The 19,529-nt window shown below is 53.7% G+C and carries 18 protein-coding genes; 17 read left to right on the top strand and 1 reads right to left on the bottom strand.

The features are described 5' to 3' along the window. Positions 1-429 precede the first annotated feature (429 nt). The 17 genes from sdhC to EV680_RS07510 all read left to right on the top strand — a co-directional run bounded on the left by sdhC (position 430) and on the right by EV680_RS07510 (position 18,245). Positions 430-807 carry a succinate dehydrogenase, cytochrome b556 subunit gene (gene sdhC / locus EV680_RS07595; protein ID WP_132954143.1) on the top strand — a complete coding sequence of 126 codons (378 nt, stop codon included), beginning with the start codon at positions 430-432 and terminating at the stop codon, positions 805-807. Next, positions 801-1,148, top strand: a complete 348-nt coding sequence (sdhD, locus tag EV680_RS07590) for a succinate dehydrogenase, hydrophobic membrane anchor protein (protein WP_132954142.1) — start codon at positions 801-803, stop codon at positions 1,146-1,148. Before sdhC ends, sdhD begins: the two co-directional genes overlap by 7 nt. Further along, positions 1,145-2,908, top strand: coding sequence for a succinate dehydrogenase flavoprotein subunit (gene sdhA / locus EV680_RS07585; RefSeq protein WP_132954141.1), 1,764 nt, complete (start codon positions 1,145-1,147; stop codon positions 2,906-2,908). The genes sdhD and sdhA overlap by 4 nt, the downstream gene beginning before the upstream one ends. A 12-nt stretch (positions 2,909-2,920) precedes the next feature. Then, positions 2,921-3,625 (top strand): succinate dehydrogenase iron-sulfur subunit, encoded by a 705-nt coding sequence (locus EV680_RS07580; protein ID WP_132954140.1) that lies wholly within the window; start codon positions 2,921-2,923, stop codon positions 3,623-3,625. A gap of 3 nt (positions 3,626-3,628) precedes the next feature. Then, on the top strand, positions 3,629-3,877 hold the full coding sequence (locus tag EV680_RS07575; protein ID WP_132954139.1) for an FAD assembly factor SdhE: 249 nt from the start codon (positions 3,629-3,631) through the stop codon (positions 3,875-3,877). Positions 3,878-3,979: 102 nt separating this feature from the next. Beyond that, positions 3,980-5,263 (top strand): citrate synthase, encoded by a 1,284-nt coding sequence (gene gltA / locus EV680_RS07570; RefSeq protein WP_132954138.1) that lies wholly within the window; start codon positions 3,980-3,982, stop codon positions 5,261-5,263. 217 nt (positions 5,264-5,480) lie between these two features. Continuing rightward, complete coding sequence (locus EV680_RS07565; RefSeq protein WP_132954137.1) at positions 5,481-8,315, top strand: 2-oxoglutarate dehydrogenase E1 component; 2,835 nt, start codon at positions 5,481-5,483, stop codon at positions 8,313-8,315. Between the two features lie 58 nt (positions 8,316-8,373). Beyond that, a complete protein-coding gene (gene odhB, locus EV680_RS07560) occupies positions 8,374-9,552 on the top strand; it encodes a 2-oxoglutarate dehydrogenase complex dihydrolipoyllysine-residue succinyltransferase (protein WP_132954136.1) in 1,179 nt (392 codons plus the stop codon). A gap of 61 nt (positions 9,553-9,613) precedes the next feature. After that, positions 9,614-9,871 carry a hypothetical protein gene (locus EV680_RS07555; RefSeq protein ID WP_132954135.1) on the top strand — a complete coding sequence of 86 codons (258 nt, stop codon included), beginning with the start codon at positions 9,614-9,616 and terminating at the stop codon, positions 9,869-9,871. Positions 9,872-9,959: 88 nt separating this feature from the next. Continuing rightward, positions 9,960-11,390: a dihydrolipoyl dehydrogenase gene (gene lpdA / locus EV680_RS07550; protein WP_132954134.1), complete on the top strand. Its 1,431-nt coding sequence runs from the start codon at positions 9,960-9,962 to the stop codon at positions 11,388-11,390. A 79-nt stretch (positions 11,391-11,469) separates the two neighbouring features. Next, positions 11,470-12,810 (top strand): AGE family epimerase/isomerase, encoded by a 1,341-nt coding sequence (locus EV680_RS07545; RefSeq protein ID WP_132954133.1) that lies wholly within the window; start codon positions 11,470-11,472, stop codon positions 12,808-12,810. Between the two features lie 96 nt (positions 12,811-12,906). Continuing rightward, the gene (locus tag EV680_RS07540) at positions 12,907-13,194 is read left to right on the top strand and encodes a hypothetical protein (protein WP_132954132.1); all 288 of its coding nucleotides are present in this window, start codon (positions 12,907-12,909) and stop codon (positions 13,192-13,194) included. A 471-nt stretch (positions 13,195-13,665) separates the two neighbouring features. Further along, complete coding sequence (gene sucC, locus EV680_RS07530) at positions 13,666-14,832, top strand: ADP-forming succinate--CoA ligase subunit beta (RefSeq protein WP_132954130.1); 1,167 nt, start codon at positions 13,666-13,668, stop codon at positions 14,830-14,832. Between the two features lie 11 nt (positions 14,833-14,843). Continuing rightward, the gene (gene sucD, locus EV680_RS07525) at positions 14,844-15,734 is read left to right on the top strand and encodes a succinate--CoA ligase subunit alpha (RefSeq protein WP_132954129.1); all 891 of its coding nucleotides are present in this window, start codon (positions 14,844-14,846) and stop codon (positions 15,732-15,734) included. A gap of 161 nt (positions 15,735-15,895) precedes the next feature. After that, positions 15,896-16,333 carry a ribonuclease HI gene (gene rnhA / locus EV680_RS07520; RefSeq protein ID WP_132954128.1) on the top strand — a complete coding sequence of 146 codons (438 nt, stop codon included), beginning with the start codon at positions 15,896-15,898 and terminating at the stop codon, positions 16,331-16,333. A 203-nt stretch (positions 16,334-16,536) separates the two neighbouring features. Continuing rightward, a complete protein-coding gene (locus EV680_RS07515; protein WP_132954127.1) occupies positions 16,537-16,944 on the top strand; it encodes an HIT family protein in 408 nt (135 codons plus the stop codon). 122 nt (positions 16,945-17,066) lie between these two features. Further along, the gene (locus EV680_RS07510; RefSeq protein ID WP_132954126.1) at positions 17,067-18,245 is read left to right on the top strand and encodes an LD-carboxypeptidase; all 1,179 of its coding nucleotides are present in this window, start codon (positions 17,067-17,069) and stop codon (positions 18,243-18,245) included. Between the two features lie 344 nt (positions 18,246-18,589). On the opposite strand, the gene secF is transcribed toward EV680_RS07510, so the two are convergent. After that, entirely contained in the window at positions 18,590-19,525 is a 936-nt protein-coding gene (secF, locus tag EV680_RS07505; RefSeq protein WP_132954125.1) for a protein translocase subunit SecF, read from the bottom strand. Positions 19,526-19,529: the final 4 nt, after the last annotated feature.

Below are 19,529 nucleotides of genomic sequence, written 5' to 3'. Positions count from 1 at the left end.
CCAATAAAATTGCCGGATGAATAATAAGGTGTGCGCCTTTGCGACAACGTGCTGGAGCTGGTCGGTGTTTTGTTTCCATATTTACGACAAAATAGCATAAGCAGGCGGGCGCGGGCAAAGATGTTTGAAGAGCTGCTTTTAGCGCGGCGGCGCGGCTGCAAGATTTACACTATCGGGCAGATAGGATTTTCAGACGGCCTTTCGAGTAGATGCTCAGGCTAAGCGCTTGTTGTTATTGGGTTCTGCTGTTTTGTAGCAGGATTAGGCAATGGGCTTTGTAAGATTGTTGTTAAATTTCATTAAAAAATCTGCCTCAAAGGGCTGTTCAATAACTGATAAACAATGTAAATTACGCATCACCGTAGTTAGGTGTAGTATTGCCGGCTGCTTGGTTTTTGAGTTTTTTGAGAAAAATAAAGAGGAATTGAAATGCAGACGAAACATCGCCCTGTATTCCTGGAGATCCCCAACATCAGGTTGCCGATCCCGGGGATTGTTTCTATCCTGCACCGCATCAGCGGGGTCATTCTGTTTGTGAGCCTGCCGCTGTTGCTGTGCTTGCTGGCCGGTACGTTGAGCAGTGAAGCTGCTTTTGCCACGTATCAGTCGGTCGTATCCAACCCCTTGGTCAAACTGATTCTGATTGGCTTGCTGTGGGCGTATCTGCACCACTCTATCGCCGGTATCCGCTTTTTGCTGCTTGATGCCCACAAAGGCTTGGAGCTGCAAACCGCCCGCGCCACGGCTAAATTCACATTGGTGGCCGGTTTGGTGTTGACCGTTATCTTGGGAGCGTGGTTATGGTAGAACGTAAACTGGCCGGTGCGCATTATGGCTTGCGCGATTGGGCGATGCAGCGTGTTACTGCGGTGATCATGCTGATTTATACTGTTTTATTTGTGCTTTTCTTGCTGATGTTGCCCAGCGGTTATGATGCTTGGCAGGCATTTTTTGCGCAAACCTGGGTGAAGCTGTTTACCCAAGTTACTTTTGTGGCGCTGTTTTTGCATGCATGGGTCGGCATCCGCGATTTGTGGATGGACTATGTGAAATCATTTGGCTTGCGCCTGTTTCTGCATGTGGCGACCATTATTTGGTTGCTCGGCTGCTTGGTTTATTCGGTTAAAGTAATTTGGGGGTTGGTATGAGTTTTCCCGTTCGCAAGTTTGATGCCGTGATTGTCGGCGGCGGCGGTGCCGGTTTGCGCGCCGCATTGCAATTGTCCAAATCCGGTTTGAATACCGCTGTTTTGTCTAAAGTGTTTCCCACCCGTTCGCACACCGTAGCTGCGCAAGGCGGCATTTCCGCCTCGTTGGGCAATGTGCAGGAAGACCGCTGGGATTGGCATATGTATGACACCGTAAAAGGGTCTGACTGGCTGGGCGATCAGGATGCCATTGAATTTATGTGTCGCCGCGCACCCGAAGCGGTGATTGAGCTGGAGCACATGGGCATGCCGTTTGACCGCGTGGAAAGCGGCAAAATCTATCAACGTCCGTTTGGCGGCCATACGGCTGAGCACGGCAAACGTGCGGTAGAGCGCGCCTGCGCCGTGGCCGACCGTACCGGCCATGCCATGTTGCACACGCTTTATCAGCAAAATGTGCGCGCCAACACGCAATTTTTTGTGGAGTGGACGGCGCTTGATCTGATTCGCAATGAAGAAGGTGATGTGCTTGGCGTAACGGCCATGGAGATGGAAACCGGCGAGGTTTATATTTTCCATGCCAAAGCCGTGTTGTTTGCCACCGGCGGTGCCGGCCGCATTTATGCTTCTTCCACCAATGCCTTTATGAATACCGGTGATGGCTTGGGCATTTGCGCCCGTGCTGGCATTCCGCTGGAAGACATGGAATTTTGGCAATTCCACCCCACCGGTGTGGCCGGCGCCGGTGTGTTGATTACCGAAGGCGTGCGCGGTGAGGGCGGCATTTTGCTCAACTGCGACGGCGAGCGCTTTATGGAGCGCTACGCGCCTACCGTGAAAGATTTGGCATCGCGCGACGTGGTTTCGCGTGCAATGGCAATGGAAATTCACGAAGGCCGTGGTTGCGGTAAGAATAAAGACCATGTGTTGTTGAAAATCGACCATATCGGCGCTGAAAAAATTATGGAAAAGCTGCCGGGCATCCGTGAGATTGCGATTCAATTTGCCGGCATCGATCCGATTAAAGACCCGATTCCGGTGGTGCCGACCAACCATTATATGATGGGTGGTATTCCCACCAATTATTTGGGCGAAGTGATTGTACCTAAAGACGGTGAATATGAAGTGCCGGTAAAAGGCCTCTATGCAGCCGGCGAATGTGCTTGCGCTTCTGTGCACGGCGCCAACCGTTTGGGAACCAATTCGCTGCTGGATTTAGTGGTGTTCGGTAAATCAGCCGGCGACAGCATGGTGGATTATGTGCGCGCGCAAGATGGCTGGAAAGATCTGCCCGCCGATGCAGGTGCATTCACGGCGCAACGCCTGGCGCGTTTGGAAAATCAAACCGGCGGTGAAAACGTGGATGAAGTGCGGCGTGATTTGCAGCGCATGGTGCAAGGCCACGCCGGTGTGTTCCGCACCGATGCGATTTTGAAAGAGGGCGTAGATAAGGTGCTGGAAATTGCCGAGCGCGTGAAGAAAACCGAAATCAAGGATAAAAGCAAGGTATGGAACACAGCGCGTATCGAAGCGCTGGAGCTGGACAATTTGATTGAAGTGGCTAAAGCCACGTTGGTTTCTGCCGAGGCGCGCAAAGAGTCGCGCGGTGCCCACGCTTCAGATGATCACCCCGAGCGTGATGATGAAAATTGGATGAAACATACCCTGTATCATCCGCTCACCAACACCCTGACTTACAAACCGGTTAACACCAAACCGCTGAGCGTAGACTATATCGAGCCGGCCAAACGCGTTTACTAAGGAATACAACACATGGAAAAAATACGTTTTCAAGTGTACCGCTACAATCCTGATGTGGATGCGAAGCCGTACATGCAAGATTATGAATTGGAAGTGGAGCCCACCGACGTTAAGCTTTTGGATGCCTTGGTGAAGCTTAAAGCCCAAGACGACAGCCTGTCGTTCCGCCGCTCCTGCCGCGAAGGCATTTGCGGTTCAGACGGCATGAACATCAACGGCAAAAACGGCTTGGCCTGCCTCACCGATATCCGCAGCCTCAAACAGCCCATTAAGCTGCGCCCGCTGCCGGGCTTGCCGGTGATTCGTGACCTGATTGTGGACATGACCCAATTCTTCAATCAATACCATTCGATTAAGCCTTATGTGGTCAACGACACGCCCGCGCCTGAGCGCGAACGCCTGCAAACGCAGGATGAGCGCAAAGAGCTTGATGGTTTGTATGAATGCATTTTGTGCGCCTGTTGCTCGACTGCCTGCCCGTCGTTTTGGTGGAACCCCGATAAATTCGTCGGCCCCTCCGGCTTACTCAATGCCTACCGCTTTATTGCCGATAGTCGCGACACCATCACCAACGAGCGTTTGGATAACCTGAACGACCCTTACCGGCTGTTTCGCTGCCACACCATTATGAACTGTGTGGATGTGTGTCCGAAGCACTTGAACCCGACCGGAGCCATCGGTAAGATTAAAGAAATCATGTTGAAACGGGCTGTGTAAGCTATGCCGGCTTTTGACGAAACCGCAAAGCGGCGTATCCGCTTTCAAACCCGCCGTGGGCTGCTCGAGCTGGATATTTTGCTCGGGCGGTTTATGGATAAAGAATTCCAGCATCTGAGTGATGATGAATTGGCTGTGTTTGTGGAAATTTTGGATTTGCCCGACCAGGAGTTTCTGGCTTTGGTCAATGAAAAAGAAGAAGCCGGCAAGCCTTATTTCGTTCCTCTGTTGGAGAAAATCAGAAAGGCCTGATGCACCCTAAGCTTCACAAGCCAGATGTTTTGAGGCCGTCTGAAACAAAAACCAGCAGTTTTAACTGCGTCGCTTTTACATAAGAAAAAAGGAGTTGAAGAGATGTCTAAAACCGTTAAATTGCAAGTAGAAGGTAAAGAGGCCTTGGAGCTGCCGGTATTGGAAGGCACCTTGGGTAACGATGTTGTCGATATCCGCACCTTCACCAAAGGCACGGGCATGTTTACTTTCGACCCCGGCTTTGTGTCTACGGCAAGCTGTGAATCGAAAATCACCTTTATCGATGGCGACAAAGGCCAGCTTTACTATCGCGGCTATCCGATTGAGCAGCTGGCTGAAAACAGCGACTATCTGGAAACCTGCTATCTGCTGATTAACGGCGAATTGCCGACTGCCGAGCAAAAGGCCAAATTTGAAGAAACCGTGCTGCGCCACACCATGGTGCATGAGCAGCTCACTTGGTTCTTCCGCGGTTTCCGTCGCGATGCCCACCCGATGGCCATGATGGTTGGCGTGGTTGGCGCACTGGCTGCGTTTTATCAAGACAGCTTGGATATTAATAATGCCGATCACCGCCGCATTGCCGAATTCCGCCTGATTTCCAAAATTCCGACGATTGCGGCCATGTGCTACCGTTATTCCAACGGTTTGCCGTTCAATTATCCGAAAAATGATTTGTCTTACACCGCCAACTTCATGCACATGATGTTTGCCACGCCGTGCGAAAAATACGAACCCAACCCGGTGTTGGTGCGCGCGCTGGACCGCATCTTTATTCTGCATGCCGATCACGAGCAAAATGCTTCCACTTCTACCGTGCGTTTGGCCGGCTCTTCGGGTGCAAACCCGTTTGCCTGTATCGCAGCCGGCATTGCCAGCTTGTGGGGGCCGGCACACGGCGGCGCCAATGAGGCTGTGTTGAAAATGTTGGACGAAATCGGCGATGTATCGCGCGTGCCTGAATTTATGGAAGGCGTGAAAGAGCGTAAATACCGCCTGATGGGCTTCGGCCACCGCGTTTACCGCAATATGGATCCGCGCGCCAGCATTATGCGTGAAACCTGCTATGAAGTGCTCAAAGAGCTGGGCTTGGAAAACGATCCGAAATTCAAGCTGGCGATGGAATTGGAAAAAATCGCCTTGAGCGATCCGTTCTTTATCGAGCGCAAGCTGTATCCGAATGTTGATTTCTACTCAGGCATCGTATTGTCGGCGCTGGGCATTCCTGTGTCGATGTTTACCGTGATTTTCGCACTGGCACGTACCGTGGGCTGGATTTCGCATTGGCATGAAATGATTGCCGAGCCCGGCCAAAAAATCGGCCGTCCGCGCCAGCTTTACACCGGTTCGCCGCGCCGCGATTATGTGCCGGTAAACCAGCGCTGAAAAGTATCAGCCGAGGTTTCAGACGGCCGTTTGTAACAAAATGTAGTCAGTTTGGACGGCTTAATGTTATATGTTAATGAAGTTGTGTAAAACAACTTTAAGCATCAACGATACCCGGCAGTCGGAGAGTAGAATAAGCACATTTCAGAAACAGTAGTTTGTTTTGGAAATAGGGCGGATTCTACTCTTTATTTTTAACATAAAAAGGGCTTAAGCCATGATGGACGACAAACAGAGCTTTTCTTATTTATTCGGCTCCAACGCACCTTATATCGAAGAATTATACGAAAACTACCTCAACGATCCCAATTCGGTGGATGAACACTGGAAACAATATTTTACCCAGTTAGCGGCACAGCCCGGCGCGGTGGAGCGTGATATTGCGCACCGCCCGATTCAGGAATCTTTCGCTAATCTGGCCAAACGCAAAGCTACTGCTGCCGTGTCGGGCAGCATTGATTTTAATTTGATGAAAAAACAGGTGTCGGTATTGCGCCTGATGTCTGCCTATCGCATTCAGGGTGTGGGGGCAGCCAAGCTCGACCCGCTCAACCGTGTGCCACCCAGCAATGTCGAAGCGCTTGATCCGGCTTACCACGGCCTGACCGATGCCGATATGGCGGTGAAATTCAGCATGGGCGACGGCGATTTTTCAGGCAATACCAGCCTGCCGCTGGCCGAAATCATCAGCAAACTCAAGCAAACTTATTGCGGCCATATCGGTATTGAATATATGTATATTTCCAATACCGATGAGCGCCGCTGGATTCGCAGCCGCTTTGAAACCGAGCTCTCCACGCCGAAATACAATGCCGATGAAAAGCGCCGTATTCTCAAACAGCTCACTGCTGCCGAAACGTTAGAGCGCTATCTGCACACCAAATATGTCGGCCAAAAACGCTTTTCGGTAGAAGGCGGCGAGAGCGCCATTGCCGGTTTGAATTACCTGATTCAAAATGCCGGCAAAGACGGCGTGGAAGAAGTGGTAATCGGCATGGCGCATCGAGGCCGTCTGAACGTGTTGGTCAACACTTTGGGCAAGTTGCCGCGTGATTTGTTTGCCGAATTCGAAGGCAAGGCCGCAGCCACGCTGCCCAGCGGCGACGTGAAATATCATATGGGTTTCAGCTCCGATTTGGCCACGCCCAACGGCCCCATGCATGTTACCTTGGCGTTTAACCCTTCGCATTTGGAAATTGTGAACCCGGTGGTGGAAGGCTCGGTGCGTGCCAAGCAGCGCCGCCGCGGTGATGACGGCCCCAATCAAGTGCTGCCGGTGTTGATTCACGGCGACTCGGCCTTTATCGGCTTGGGCGTGAATCAGGCAACATTCAACTTGTCGCAAACGCGCGGCTACACCACCGGCGGCACCGTGCATTTGGTCATCAACAACCAAATCGGTTTCACCACTTCTGATTTGCGCGATATGCGCTCATCCGCCCATTGCACCGATTTGGCCAAAATGGTGGAAGCGCCGATTTTCCATGTAAACGGTGATGATCCGGAAGCCGTATGTTATGTGATTCAGGCAGCTTTGGATTACCGCAAAGCGTTCCATAAAGATGTGGTGATCGACTTGGTTTGCTTCCGCAAGCTCGGCCATAACGAGGGCGATGATCCTTTCTTAACCCAGCCGATGATGTATCGCAAAGTGTCGCAACATCCGGGCACACGCGCGCTTTATGCCGACAAATTGTTGAAAGAAGGCGTGATCAAGGCCGATGAGGCCGAAGCCTACATTCAGGAATACCGCGAAGCGTTGGATAAAGGCGAGCAGGTTGAGCAAACCCGCCTGACCGATTACGAGAGCAAACACCGCGTGGATTGGTCGAAATACAGCGGCCAAGATTGGCGCGAAGCCGTGAGCAGCGGTTTGCCGGCTGCCGATATCCAGCGTTTGGCCGACAAATTCACCGAAGTGCCGCAAGGCTTTGCGCTGCACAATACGGTGAAAAAGCTGTTGGAAAGCCGCAAGGCCATGGCCGCCGGCGAGCAGCCGATTGATTGGGGCATGGCCGAAACCATCGCTTATGCAAGCTTGGTGACCAAAGGCACGCCGGTGCGCATTTCCGGTGAAGATTCCGGCCGCGGCACGTTCTCGCACCGCCATGCCGTGCTGCACGATCAAAACCGCGAAAAACGCGATGATGGCGCTTATGTGCCGCTGAGCCATATGAGCGAGCAGCAAGCCAGCTTTATTGTGATCGATTCTATTCTCAATGAAGAAGCCGTGATGGCTTACGAGTATGGTTTTGCCTGCTCGGCGCCCGACCGCTTAACCATTTGGGAAGCGCAATTCGGCGATTTTGCCAACGGCGCGCAAGTGGTGATCGACCAATTCTTGTCGTCCGGCGAAACCAAATGGGGGCGCTTGTGCGGCCTGACCGTGATTCTGCCGCACGGCTACGACGGCCAGGGCCCCGAGCACTCGTCTGCCCGTTTGGAGCGCTGGCTGCAATTGTGCTCTGAAGACAATATGCAGATTGTGATGCCGTCTGAAGCTTCGCAAATGTTCCACATTCTGCGCCGTCAGGCTTTGCGCTCCTATCGCAAGCCCTTGGTGATTTTCATGTCGAAACGCTTGCTGCGCTTTAAAGATTCTATGAGCCCGCTGAGCAATTTCACTGAAGGTTCGACTTTCCGTCCGGTGATCGGTGATGTGGCCGAGCGCGCCGATAACGGCAGCGTGAAGCGTGTGGTGCTGTGTGCAGGGCAGGTGTATTACGATTTGGCCAAAGCGCGCGATGAGCGCAACTTGGCCGATGATGTGGCCATCGTGCGTGTGGAGCAGCTTTATCCGTTCCCGTATGATGAAATCAAGGCTGAGCTGGCGAAATACCCGAATGCCAAAGAAGTAACGTGGGCGCAGGAAGAGCCGCGCAATCAGGGTGCGTTTTACCAAATCCGCCACCGCATCGAGCGCGTGTTGGATGCTTCGCAAACCCTCTCGTTTGCCGGCCGCCCGACCAGCGCTTCGCCTGCTGTAGGCTATATGAGCAAACACGTTGCCCAGCTCAAGCAGCTGATCGACGATGCCCTGACCTTAAACTAAACGCCAAATGCCGTCTGAAAGCTTTTTCAGACGGCCACACATCCCATTGGAGAACAACATGATTGTAGAAGTTAAAGTCCCTTTATTGTCAGAGAGCGTGTCGGAAGGCACTTTGATGAGCTGGCACAAAAAAGTCGGCGATGCCGTTGCGCGCGATGAAATCCTGATTGATGTGGAAACCGACAAAGTGGTGTTGGAAGTGCCCTCGCCGCAAGCCGGCGTGTTGGTGGAAATCATTGCCCAAGACGGTGAAACCGTGGTGGCCGAGCAGCTGCTGGCCAAAATTGACACCGCAGCCCAAGCCCAAGCGGCCGCGCCTGCTGCCGAAGCCGCACCGGCTGCAGCCGCAGCGCCGGCTTCCAATGCCCAAGCCGGTGTGGCGATGCCCGCCGCTGCCAAGCTAGCCGCCGAAAAAGGCGTGGATGTGGGCAGCGTGCAAGGCTCGGGTCGTGATGGCCGTGTGTTGAAAGAAGATGTGCAAGCTGCCGCTGCTGCACCTAAAGCCGCTGCGCCTGCTGCGCCCGTGCCTGCCGGCGAGCGCCCCGAGCAGCGTGTGCCGATGAGCCGCCTGCGCACCCGCGTGGCCGAACGCTTGCTGGCTTCTCAGCATGAAAATGCTATTCTCACCACGTTTAATGAAGTCAACATGAAGCCGGTGATGGAGTTGCGCAACAAATACAAAGAAAAATTTGAAAAAGAGCACGGCGTGAAGCTGGGCTTTATGTCGTTCTTTGTAAAAGCCGCTGTGGCTGCGCTGAAAAAATATCCGGTGGTGAATGCTTCAATCGACGGCAACGATATCGTGTATCACGGTTACTTCGATATTGGTATCGCCATCGGCAGCCCGCGCGGTTTGGTGGTGCCGATTCTGCGCGATGCCGATCAAATGAGCATTGCCGATATCGAAAAAGCGATTGTGGATTACGCGGTGAAAGCCAAAGACGGCAAAATCGCGTTGGAAGAGCTCACCGGCGGCACTTTCAGCATCACCAACGGCGGCACTTTCGGCTCGATGATGTCCACCCCCATCATTAATCCGCCGCAATCGGCCATTTTGGGCATGCACGCCACCAAAGAGCGTGCCATGGTTGAAAACGGCCAAGTGGTGGTGTTGCCGATGATGTATCTGGCGCTCTCTTACGACCACCGCATTATCGACGGGCGCGAAGCCGTGTTGACGCTGGTGGCCATCAAAGATGCGCTGGAAGACCCGGCTCGCTTGCTTTTGGATTTGTAAGCGGTTTTTCAGACGGCCTCAAAAATGTGTGGCCGTCTGAAACATTTAAAAAGGAATGAACATGAAATACGCCATTGTGTTGTCCGTCTTGATGTTGAGCGCTTGCGCAGGCATGGCAGGCAAAGAGTATTCCGTGCAAGCCTACAATAGCCGCGGCCAGCTGCTGAACAAGCAGATGGCACTCGACAGCAGCAGATCCGGCATTCCGATTGCGCGCGATTCATTGTGCAAAACCTATCCCAATGCCACCATTCGTGTGTATAACAACATTACCAAACAAGAGCTTGGCGACATGAGCCCGTATTCATGCAAACGCTGAGCCCACAGGCCGTCTGAAAACCTGCAAGGCTTGTTTCAGACGGCCTGTATTTATTGCATCAAACAAATATTAAAGTTAAAGGATGATTATGTCTCAATTTGACGTAGTGGTTATCGGTGCGGGCCCCGGCGGCTATATCGCCGCCATTCGCGCCGCCCAACTCGGCTTCAACACCGCCTGCATCGATGCGGGCGTCAACAAGGCCGGCGATGCACCCGCGCTCGGCGGCACCTGCCTGAATGTGGGCTGCATTCCTTCCAAAGCGCTGTTGCAGTCTTCCGAGCATTTCCACACCGCGCAACACGATTTTGCCGAACACGGCATCAGCGTGGAGGGCTTGGCCTTTGATGCGGCCAAAATGGTTGAGCGCAAAGATGCCATTGTGACCAAGCTCACCGGCGGCGTGAAATTTCTGTTTCAGAAAAACAAAGTGGCCAGCTTTTTCGGCAAGGGCAGCTTTAAAGGCAAAAACGGCGATCTCTATCAAATCGAAGTGGACAACAACGGCGAAAAAACCGTTATCGAAGCCAAAAACGTGATTGTGGCCACCGGCTCCGTGCCGCGCCCGCTGCCCTTGGTGGAAATCGATAATGTAAACGTGCTGGATAACGAAGGCGCGCTCAATCTGACCGAAGTGCCGAAAAAGCTCGGCGTGATCGGCTCGGGTGTGATTGGTTTGGAAATGGGCTCGGTGTGGAAGCGCGTGGGCTCGGATGTGACCATACTCGAAGCCATGCCCACTTTCCTGGCCGCCGCCGACCAGCAAATTGCCAAAGAAGCCCTGAAAATCTTTACCAAAGAGCAAGGCTTGGCGATTGAATTGGGCGTGCAGCTCAATGAAATCAAAAACGATAAAAAAGGCGTTACCGTGGCTTATGAAGTGGGCGGCGAAAAGAAAGCCGAAACCTTCGACAAGCTCATTATCTCTATCGGCCGCATCCCGAACACCGCCGGTTTGAATACCGAAGCCGTCGGCCTGGAAAAAGACGAACGCGGCTTTATCAAAGTGGATGGTGATTGCCGCACCAACCTGCCGGGCGTGTGGGCAATCGGTGATGTGGTGCGCGGCCCGATGCTGGCGCACAAAGCCAGCGATGAAGGCGTGGCCGTGGCCGAGCGCATTGCCGGCCAAAAACCGCATATCGATTTCAACACCATTCCGTTTGTGATCTACACCGACCCTGAAATTGCCTGGGTGGGCAAAACCGAAGAGCAGCTCAAAGCCGAGGGCGTGGCCTATAAAAAAGGCCAGTCGGGCTTTGCGCCCAACGGTCGTGCGCTGGCGCTGGGCAAGGCAAAAGGCATCGTTAAAGTGTTGGCCGATGCCCAAACCGACCGTATTTTGGGTGTGCACATGATAGGCCCGATTGTGTCTGAACTGGTGGCCGAAGGCGTGATGGGCATGGAATTTAAAGCCAGCAGCGAAGACATTGCCCGCATTGTGCACGCACACCCGACCTTGTCGGAAGTAATGCACGAAGCCGCTTTGGCGGTGGACAAGCGCGCCTTGCACGGCTAAATCCGCTTGGTTTGACAGAAAACAAGGCTATCCGGGGCAAGATTCGGGTAGCCTTGTTTTATTTTTAAAGGAGTTTTATATGCTGAACGCTTTACAACGCCCGCAGCACCGTGAATGGCTGCTTGAGCAGGCCGAAGCCTTGCTAGAATTTGCACGCAAAGCCCGGCAACCGTTGGGCTTTGCCTATCTCGATAAAAACGGTGAGCCCGATTTCGGCCAGCCGATTCAAGCCTGGATCAGCTGCCGCATGACCCATATCTACAGCATCGGTGCGCTGATGGGCATGGAAGGTTGCCGTGAAATGGCTGAGCACGGCATCCGCAGCCTGCTGGACAGCTTTCAAGATCCGCAACACGGCGGCTTTTTCGAGGCCATCAATCATCAGCCCGATGCAGCCGGCCATGCTGTGCCCACACCGGATGGCGAACGCAAAACGGCTTATGCACATGCTTTTGTGTTGCTGGCGGCATCCAGCGGCCTGATTGCCGGCATTGAGCGTGCCGGTGAATTATTCAATGCCATCAGCGGCGTAATCGACCGTCATTTTTGGGAGGTGGGGGCGGGCAAAATGCGCGAATCTTTCTCACGCGATTTTGGCGAATGCGAAGCCTATCGCGGCGTGAATGCCAATATGCACAGCGTGGAAGCCTGTTTGGCCGCTTTTGATGCGCAATTATCGTTGGGCGTGGCTGCAAACGATGAGCGTGCGGCGCGTTGGCTGGCGCGTGCCAATTCGATATTGGGCTTTGTGCTGGATTTGGCCGGCCGGCACGATTACCGCATTCCCGAGCATTTTGATGCGCATTGGCAGGTGCTGTGGGATTACAACGAAAACGACAAAACCCACCAGTTCCGCCCCTATGGTGCCACGGTCGGCCATGCGCTGGAATGGGCACGCCTAGCTTGCCATGCGCTGGCAATGAATCAAAAATATGGTGTTGATGCGGGTGAGCACTATGCGCGCGATGCTTACGGCTTGTTCCGGCAATCGCTCGGCAACTGGCATGGCGACGGCGCGGCCGGTTTTGTGTATACCACCGATTTTCAAGGCGTGCCGATTGTGCGCGAGCGTATGCATTGGGTGTTGTGCGAGTCCATTGGTGCGGCGGTGGCTTTAGACGGTGTGAATGCGGCTGATGCGCCGGTGGGGGATTTGGGTTTGGCCGAAGCTTATGTGGCAACCGGCTTGGGTGGTGAATTTTCTTATTGGTATGAACAGTTTATCGCTTATGCCGACCGGTATTTGATTGAAGCGCCCGGGCGCTGGCACCACCAGCTAGACACAGAAAACTTGCCGGCAGAAGGCATTTGGGCGGGCAAGCCGGATATTTATCATGCTTTTCAAGCGTTGATGCTGCCGCTGTTGCCGTTTGGTCCATTCATTACCCGGGCGGTAAAAATATCGTCGGCCGTTGATTGATTGGGTTTGTGCTGCAAAAGGCCGTCTGAATATTTTCTTTCAGACGGCCTTTTGCAACAGCGTTATAATGCGCAACCTTCGTAATAAAAGCACACCATGAATAAAGAATTATTGGGCATTATCTTTTTGCCCGCCGGCGTGATCTCTATGTGTTTGGCCGCTTTATGGCAGATGTATGTGATGATGACCGAAAGCTACACGCTCAACCGCTTTAAAGACCGGCAATTGGTGTGGGTGGTGGCGGCCTTGTTTTTCAGCTTCAGCCTGGCGGTGTATTGGTTTTGCCCCAATGCGCGCAAAAAAGGGTTGCTGTTTGCGCTGCTTGGCGTGGCGGGCGTGGTGATGTATGTGCTGGCGCGGATGTGGTTGCCGTTTAACCGCTAGGGTCTGTTCACATTTCATCCGTGCGTAAGATTTTGAGCGCAAAAGCGCGCTTGCAAGGCGAAAAGCGCAGCAAGGTTGGACACCTTGCGAGCATTTTCAACGCGGCAGGCGCGTTTTTGAGCCAAAAGATTGTCACGAGATGAATTGTGAACAGACCCTAGTGGTGTTGTGCGATGTAATTGGCTGAGGCCGTCTGAACGCATTTAGTGCCAAATCAGGGTTTGAATAAAACGATTCGAGCATGATTATTGCTTTCAGACGGCCTGATATTTTAAGGTGCGCATTTGCCCGCCGAGCGCAGGCGCGCTGCTGCCTGGGCTTGATGAAAGTAATAAAAATCGGCTTTCGGAAGCACAAAATAGTGTATTCCGACTAAATTTCGACTATAATCTTTCTGTTATTCCAAGCAGTCGGATTCTGGCGTTTTGCGCATCGCAGCGCCGATTATCAACAACTATAGAGGACGATTTCATGAACTTACATGAGTATCAGGCAAAAGAACTGTTGGCAAGCTACGGCCTGCCCGTGCAAGGCGGCATTTTGGCAGCCAGCGGCGATGAAGCGGCAGCGGCCTATGATCAATTGGGCGGCAAATTTGCCGTGATCAAAGCCCAGGTTCATGCCGGCGGACGCGGTAAAGCGGGCGGCGTGAAAGTGGTGAAAAGCCGCGAAGAGGCCAAAGAAGTGGCCGACAGCCTGATTGGCAAAAACCTGATTACTTACCAAACCGATGCCAACGGCCAGCCGGTCAACAGCGTGTTGGTATGTGAAGACATGTATCCGGTGCAAACCGAGCTTTATCTGGGTGCGGTGGTTGACCGCTCCACCCGCCGCGTGACCTTTATGGCCTCTACCGAGGGCGGTGTGGAAATCGAAAAAGTAGCCGAAGAAACCCCCGAAAAAATTATCAAAACCACGGTAGATCCGCTGGTGGGCCTGCAACCTTGCCAAGCGCGCGAAGTGGCGTTTGCATTGGGTTTGGAAGGCAAACAAATCAATGAATTCGTGAAGCTAATGAGCGGCGCCTACCGCGCTTTTGTGGAAAACGATTTCGCCCTGTTTGAAATCAACCCCTTGGCCGTGCGCGAAAACGGCGAGCTCGCCTGCGTGGACGGCAAAATCGGCATCGACAGCAACGCCCTCTACCGCCTGCCGAAAATCGCCGAATTGCGCGATAAATCGCAAGAAAACGAGCGCGAGCTGAAAGCATCCGAATTCGACCTCAACTATGTTGCCCTCGAAGGCAACATCGGCTGCATGGTAAACGGCGCGGGCCTGGCCATGGCCACCATGGACATCATCAAACTTTACGGCGGCCAACCGGCCAACTTCCTCGACGTGGGCGGCGGTGCCACCAAAGAGCGCGTGGTTGAAGCTTTCAAACTGATTTTGGAAGACCAATCGGTGCAAGGCGTGCTGATTAATATTTTCGGCGGCATCGTGCGCTGCGACATGATTGCCGAGGCCATTATCGCCGCTGTGAAAGAAGTGAACGTAACCGTGCCCGTGGTGGTGCGTTTGGAAGGCAATAACGCCGAATTGGGCGCGAAGCTCTTGGAAGAATCCGGCCTGAAACTGACCTCTGCCGACGGCCTGGCCGACGCAGCCCAAAAAATCGTTGCCGCCGTTAAAGCCTAAGGAGAGAATGAATGAGCGTTTTGATTAATAAAGACACCAAAGTATTGGTACAAGGTTTCACCGGTAAAAACGGTACGTTTCACTCAGAGCAGGCGCTGGCCTACGGCACCAAAGTGGTGGGCGGCGTTACCCCCGGCAAAGGCGGTCAAACCCACCTGAATCTGCCCGTGTTCAACACCATGAAAGAAGCGGTTAAAGAAACCGGCGCCGATGCTTCGGTGATTTACGTGCCGGCACCGTTTGTGCTCGATTCAATCGTGGAAGCCGTGGATTCGGGCGTGGGCTTGGTGGTGGTAATCACCGAGGGTGTGCCCACTTTGGATATGCTCAAAGCCAAGCGCTACTTGGAAACCAACGGCAACGGCACTCGCTTGGTCGGCCCCAACTGCCCAGGTGTGATTACCCCGGGCGAATGCAAAATCGGCATTATGCCGGGCCATATCCACCAGCCGGGCAAAATCGGCATTATTTCCCGCTCAGGCACGCTCACTTATGAAGCCGTGGCGCAAACCACCAAGCTGGGCTTGGGTCAATCGACCTGTATCGGCATCGGCGGCGACCCGATTCCGGGTATGAACCAAATCGATGCGCTGGAATTGTTCCAAAACGATCCGCAAACCGAAGCCATTATTATGATTGGTGAAATCGGCGGCACCGCAGAAGAAGAAGCCGCAGAATACATCCAATCTAACGTGAGCAAGCCGGTGGTGGGCTATATTGCCGGTGTTACCGCGCCGAAAGGCAAACGCATGGGCCACGCCGGTGCGATTATTTCCGGCGGCAAAGGCACGGCCGAAGAGAAATTCGCCGCCTTTGAAAAAGCCGGCATGGCTTACACCCGCAGCCCGGCCGAATTGGGCAGCACCATGCTGGAAGTGCTGAAAAGCAAAGGCATGGCATAAGCTTAACGCTGTATAGCATCCAGAGGCCGTCTGAACATTCAGACGGCCTTTTTATATTGCGATACCTAAAATCAAAACAACACAAATTGCCGCCTTGTCGGCTTACTTTTTTGAATGGGTATTATGTTATGATGCCGCCTTGTTTTCAGCAGAGCAAAAACATGGATAAAACCGTTTATCTTTACACCGACGGCGCGTGCAAAGGCAACCCCGGCGCGGGCGGCTGGGGCGTGTTGATGCGCTACGGGACGCATGAAAAAGAGCTGTTTGGCGGCGAGCCCGACACCACGAATAACCGTATGGAGCTCAAAGCCGTGATTGAAGGCCTCAAAGCGCTCAAGCGCCGCAGCCGCGTGCAAATCTGCACCGATTCGCAATATGTGAAAAACGGCATGGAAAGCTGGATACACGGCTGGAAGCGCAACGGTTGGAAAACCGCAGCCAAGCAGCCGGTGAAAAATGCCGATTTATGGCGCGAGTTGGATGAGCAAGTGGCGGCGCACGATGTGGTGTGGACTTGGGTGAAAGGCCATGCCGGCCATGCCGAAAACGAGCGCGCCGATGCGCTGGCCAATCGCGGCGCGGCGGCTTTCGGTTAATATTCGGTTAAATTGCATAAATATCCTTAAATCAGGCCGTCTGAAAGCGGTTCAGACGGCCTGATACATTAAAATAATCCCTTTTAGACCAAGCCAAAAAAGTTGCTTCGCCTTGCCGGGCTGGCTGTACTGTCTGCGCCTCACTGCCTTGCAAGCTTACTTTTTTGAATGGGTATAATCCTTTTATCCAAGCGGAGCGTATTATGGCCGAATGCCCGATTTGCAGCGCGCAAAACGAAGAAATTTTGTGGCAAAACCCTCAATTGCGCGTGATTGCCGTGCATAACGAATCCAATGCGCCGGCTTTTTGCCGCGTGATCTGGCAGGCGCATGTGGGGGAGATGACCGATTTGGCGGCCGATGAGCGCGCCGAAATTATGAATGCGGTGTATCGCGTTGAGGCGGCCATGCGCCAAGTGTTTCAGCCGGCCAAAATCAATTTGGCGAGCTTGGGCAATGTAGTGCCGCACCTGCATTGGCATGTGATTGCCCGCTTTGATAATGATGCCAATTTTCCCGCGCCTATTTGGGCGCCGGCGCAGCGCAAGGCCACGATGACGGTGGCGGACGATTGGCCGCAGCAGGTTAAAAAACTGCTTGAGGCCGTCTGAAAGGCTGTTTGAAGTTGGCAGACCACCCGAATAGCATGAAGATGAAACAAGCTGATGGCGCATATGCTCGGGTGTTCTGCTTGGATAAAATCATTGCCTGAATAAAACCATAAGGATAAATCATGACTTGGCAAACTTCCCGCCGCCATTTTTTGCGCACAGGTGCCGCTTTTGCCGGTGCCGGCCTGCTGCAAGCCTGCGGCAGCACTTCCCAACCTTCAACCTCACAAAAAGTCCAACCCGTGCCGCCGAGAAAAACCCAGCCTGCCCGTCAAGGCGATAATATCTTGCGTGTTGTGGCGCCTTCCGGCTTTGCCGAGAGCGCTGCCCGCGTTGAAATGGGGCTCACCCGACTCTACAACGCCGGCTTCACCGTGACCAACCAACAAGCGGGCTACCGCCGCTATCAGCGCTTTGCCGGCACCGATGCCGAGCGCATTGCCGATTTCCAAGATGTGGCCAGCGGCCGCGTGGCCACGCCCAAAGTGTTGATGGGCTTGCGCGGCGGTTATGGTGCGGCGCGCTTGCTGCCGCATATTGATTTCGACCGCTTGGGCGGCCGTATGCGCGAGCGCGGCACCTTGTTTTTCGGCTTCAGCGATGTGTGTGCCATTCAATTGGCGCTGCTGGCCAAAGGCAATATGGCCAGTTTCGCCGGCCCCATGGTATATAGCGAATTCGGCAAACCCGCGCCCAGCACCTATACCATGGATGCCTTTATCAGCGGCAGCACGCAGGCGCAAAACACTTTGGCGGTGGCGGAAATCCAGCGCCGCGATGTGAATGTGGAGGGCACACTGTGGGGCGGCAATCTGAGCGTGCTCGCTTCGCTGGCCGGCAGCCCCTATATGCCCGATGTGCCCGGCGGCATTTTGTTTCTCGAAGATGTGGGCGAGCAGCCTTACCGCATCGAGCGCATGCTGCAAACCCTTTATCTGGCCGGCATTCTTTCGAAGCAGCGCGCCATTGTGTTCGGCAATTTCCGCATGGGCACCATACGCGATGCCTACGACAGCAGCTATGATTTCAGCGGCGTGCTCAATACCATACAGCGGGTGGCCAAAGTGCCGGTGCTCACCGGTTTTCCTTTCGGGCATATCGCTAATAAAGCCACTTTCCCCTTGGGCGCGCATGCCAAAATCCGCAGCAGCGGCAACGGCGGCTACAGCGTAACCTTTAGCGGTTATCCGACCTTGGATGCCGGCAGCCTGTCGCTCAGCACGCTGTTGCCGCCGCCGGTGTCGTTTGGCGGATTTGGCAGCGTGCAAGAAACGGTGGTTGAAGATCCGGTGCAGGAATAATTGCCACCATAGCAACGATATTGAGAATGGCCGTCTGAAAGCTTTCAGACGGCCTTTGGTTTGATAGCGGTGGGACGGATTTATACCCATTCGAAAAAATAAGATAACAAGGCGGCGAGCCGAAGACAGTACACCTAGTACGGCTGGGCGAGTCAACGCGGTTAGGTTATTTTTGGATTGGTATAAATACTGCTGTTGTGTTTTAAAGGCCGTCTGAAACATATGTTCAGACGGCCTTGTTGCGCTTGGAAAAGGGCGGGAAGTGTGTTGGAAAGTTTGTGTCGGGTTGGTTGGTGCATAAAAAAACGGATGCCGCACGGCATCCGTTTCTCGGTGAATAAGCCCTACACCACGGCTTCTTCTTTTTTCTTCTGCGGTTTGGCCAAGTTGTCGCGATCAAGGCCAAACATAATCAGCAGGGGGCTGGCCACCAGCACCGATGAATAAATGCCGAACACGATGCCGATGGTGAGCGCCAGGGCAAAGCCGTGCAAGGCTGCGCCGCCGAAAATCAGCATGGAGAGCACCATGGCTTCGGTGGAGCCGTGGGTGATGATGGTGCGGCTCATGGTGGCGGTGATGGCATTGTCGATAATCTCGGGAACGGATTTATTGCGCATGGCCGGTTTGCGGAAGTTTTCGCGGATACGGTCAAACACCACCACCGATTCGTTGACCGAATAACCCAGCACGGCAAGGATACCGGCCAGCACGGTGAGCGAGAATTCCCATTGGAAAAAGGCGAAAAAGCCCAGAATAATGATAACGTCGTGCATATTGGCAATAATCGCCGCCACGGCAAAACGCCATTCGAAGCGCACCGACAAATAAATGATGATACCCACAATCACCATGGCCAAGGCCAGCAGGCCGTTGGTGACCAGCTCGTCGCCCACTTGCGGGCCGATAAATTCGACTTGGCGCAGGGTAACGTCGGGGTTGTCGGCTTTGAGCAAATCCATCACTTGGTTGGAGAGCTGCGCCGAGGGCACGCCTTCTTTATTGGGCAGGCGGATCATGATGTGGCGGTTGGTGCCCAATGCCTGCACCTGCACTTCGCCATCGCTGATGCTGTTGAGGCGGTTGCGCACTTGGTTCACTTCCGCGCCTTGTGTGTATTGCACTTCCATCACGGTGCCGCCGGTGAATTCCACCGAGAGATTCAGCCCGCGTGTGAGCAAAAAGAACACGGCTAACACAAAGGTAACCAACGAGATAAACGTGGTTAACTTGCCGTAGCTCATAAACGGGATGTCGCGTTTGATTTTGAATAATTCCATCTTG

The organism is Uruburuella suis (assembly GCF_004341385.1).
Taxonomy (GTDB): domain Bacteria; phylum Pseudomonadota; class Gammaproteobacteria; order Burkholderiales; family Neisseriaceae; genus Neisseria; species Neisseria suis.
Note: the sequence above shows the minus strand (reverse complement) of the source record. Positions and strands in the feature narration are given on the sequence as shown.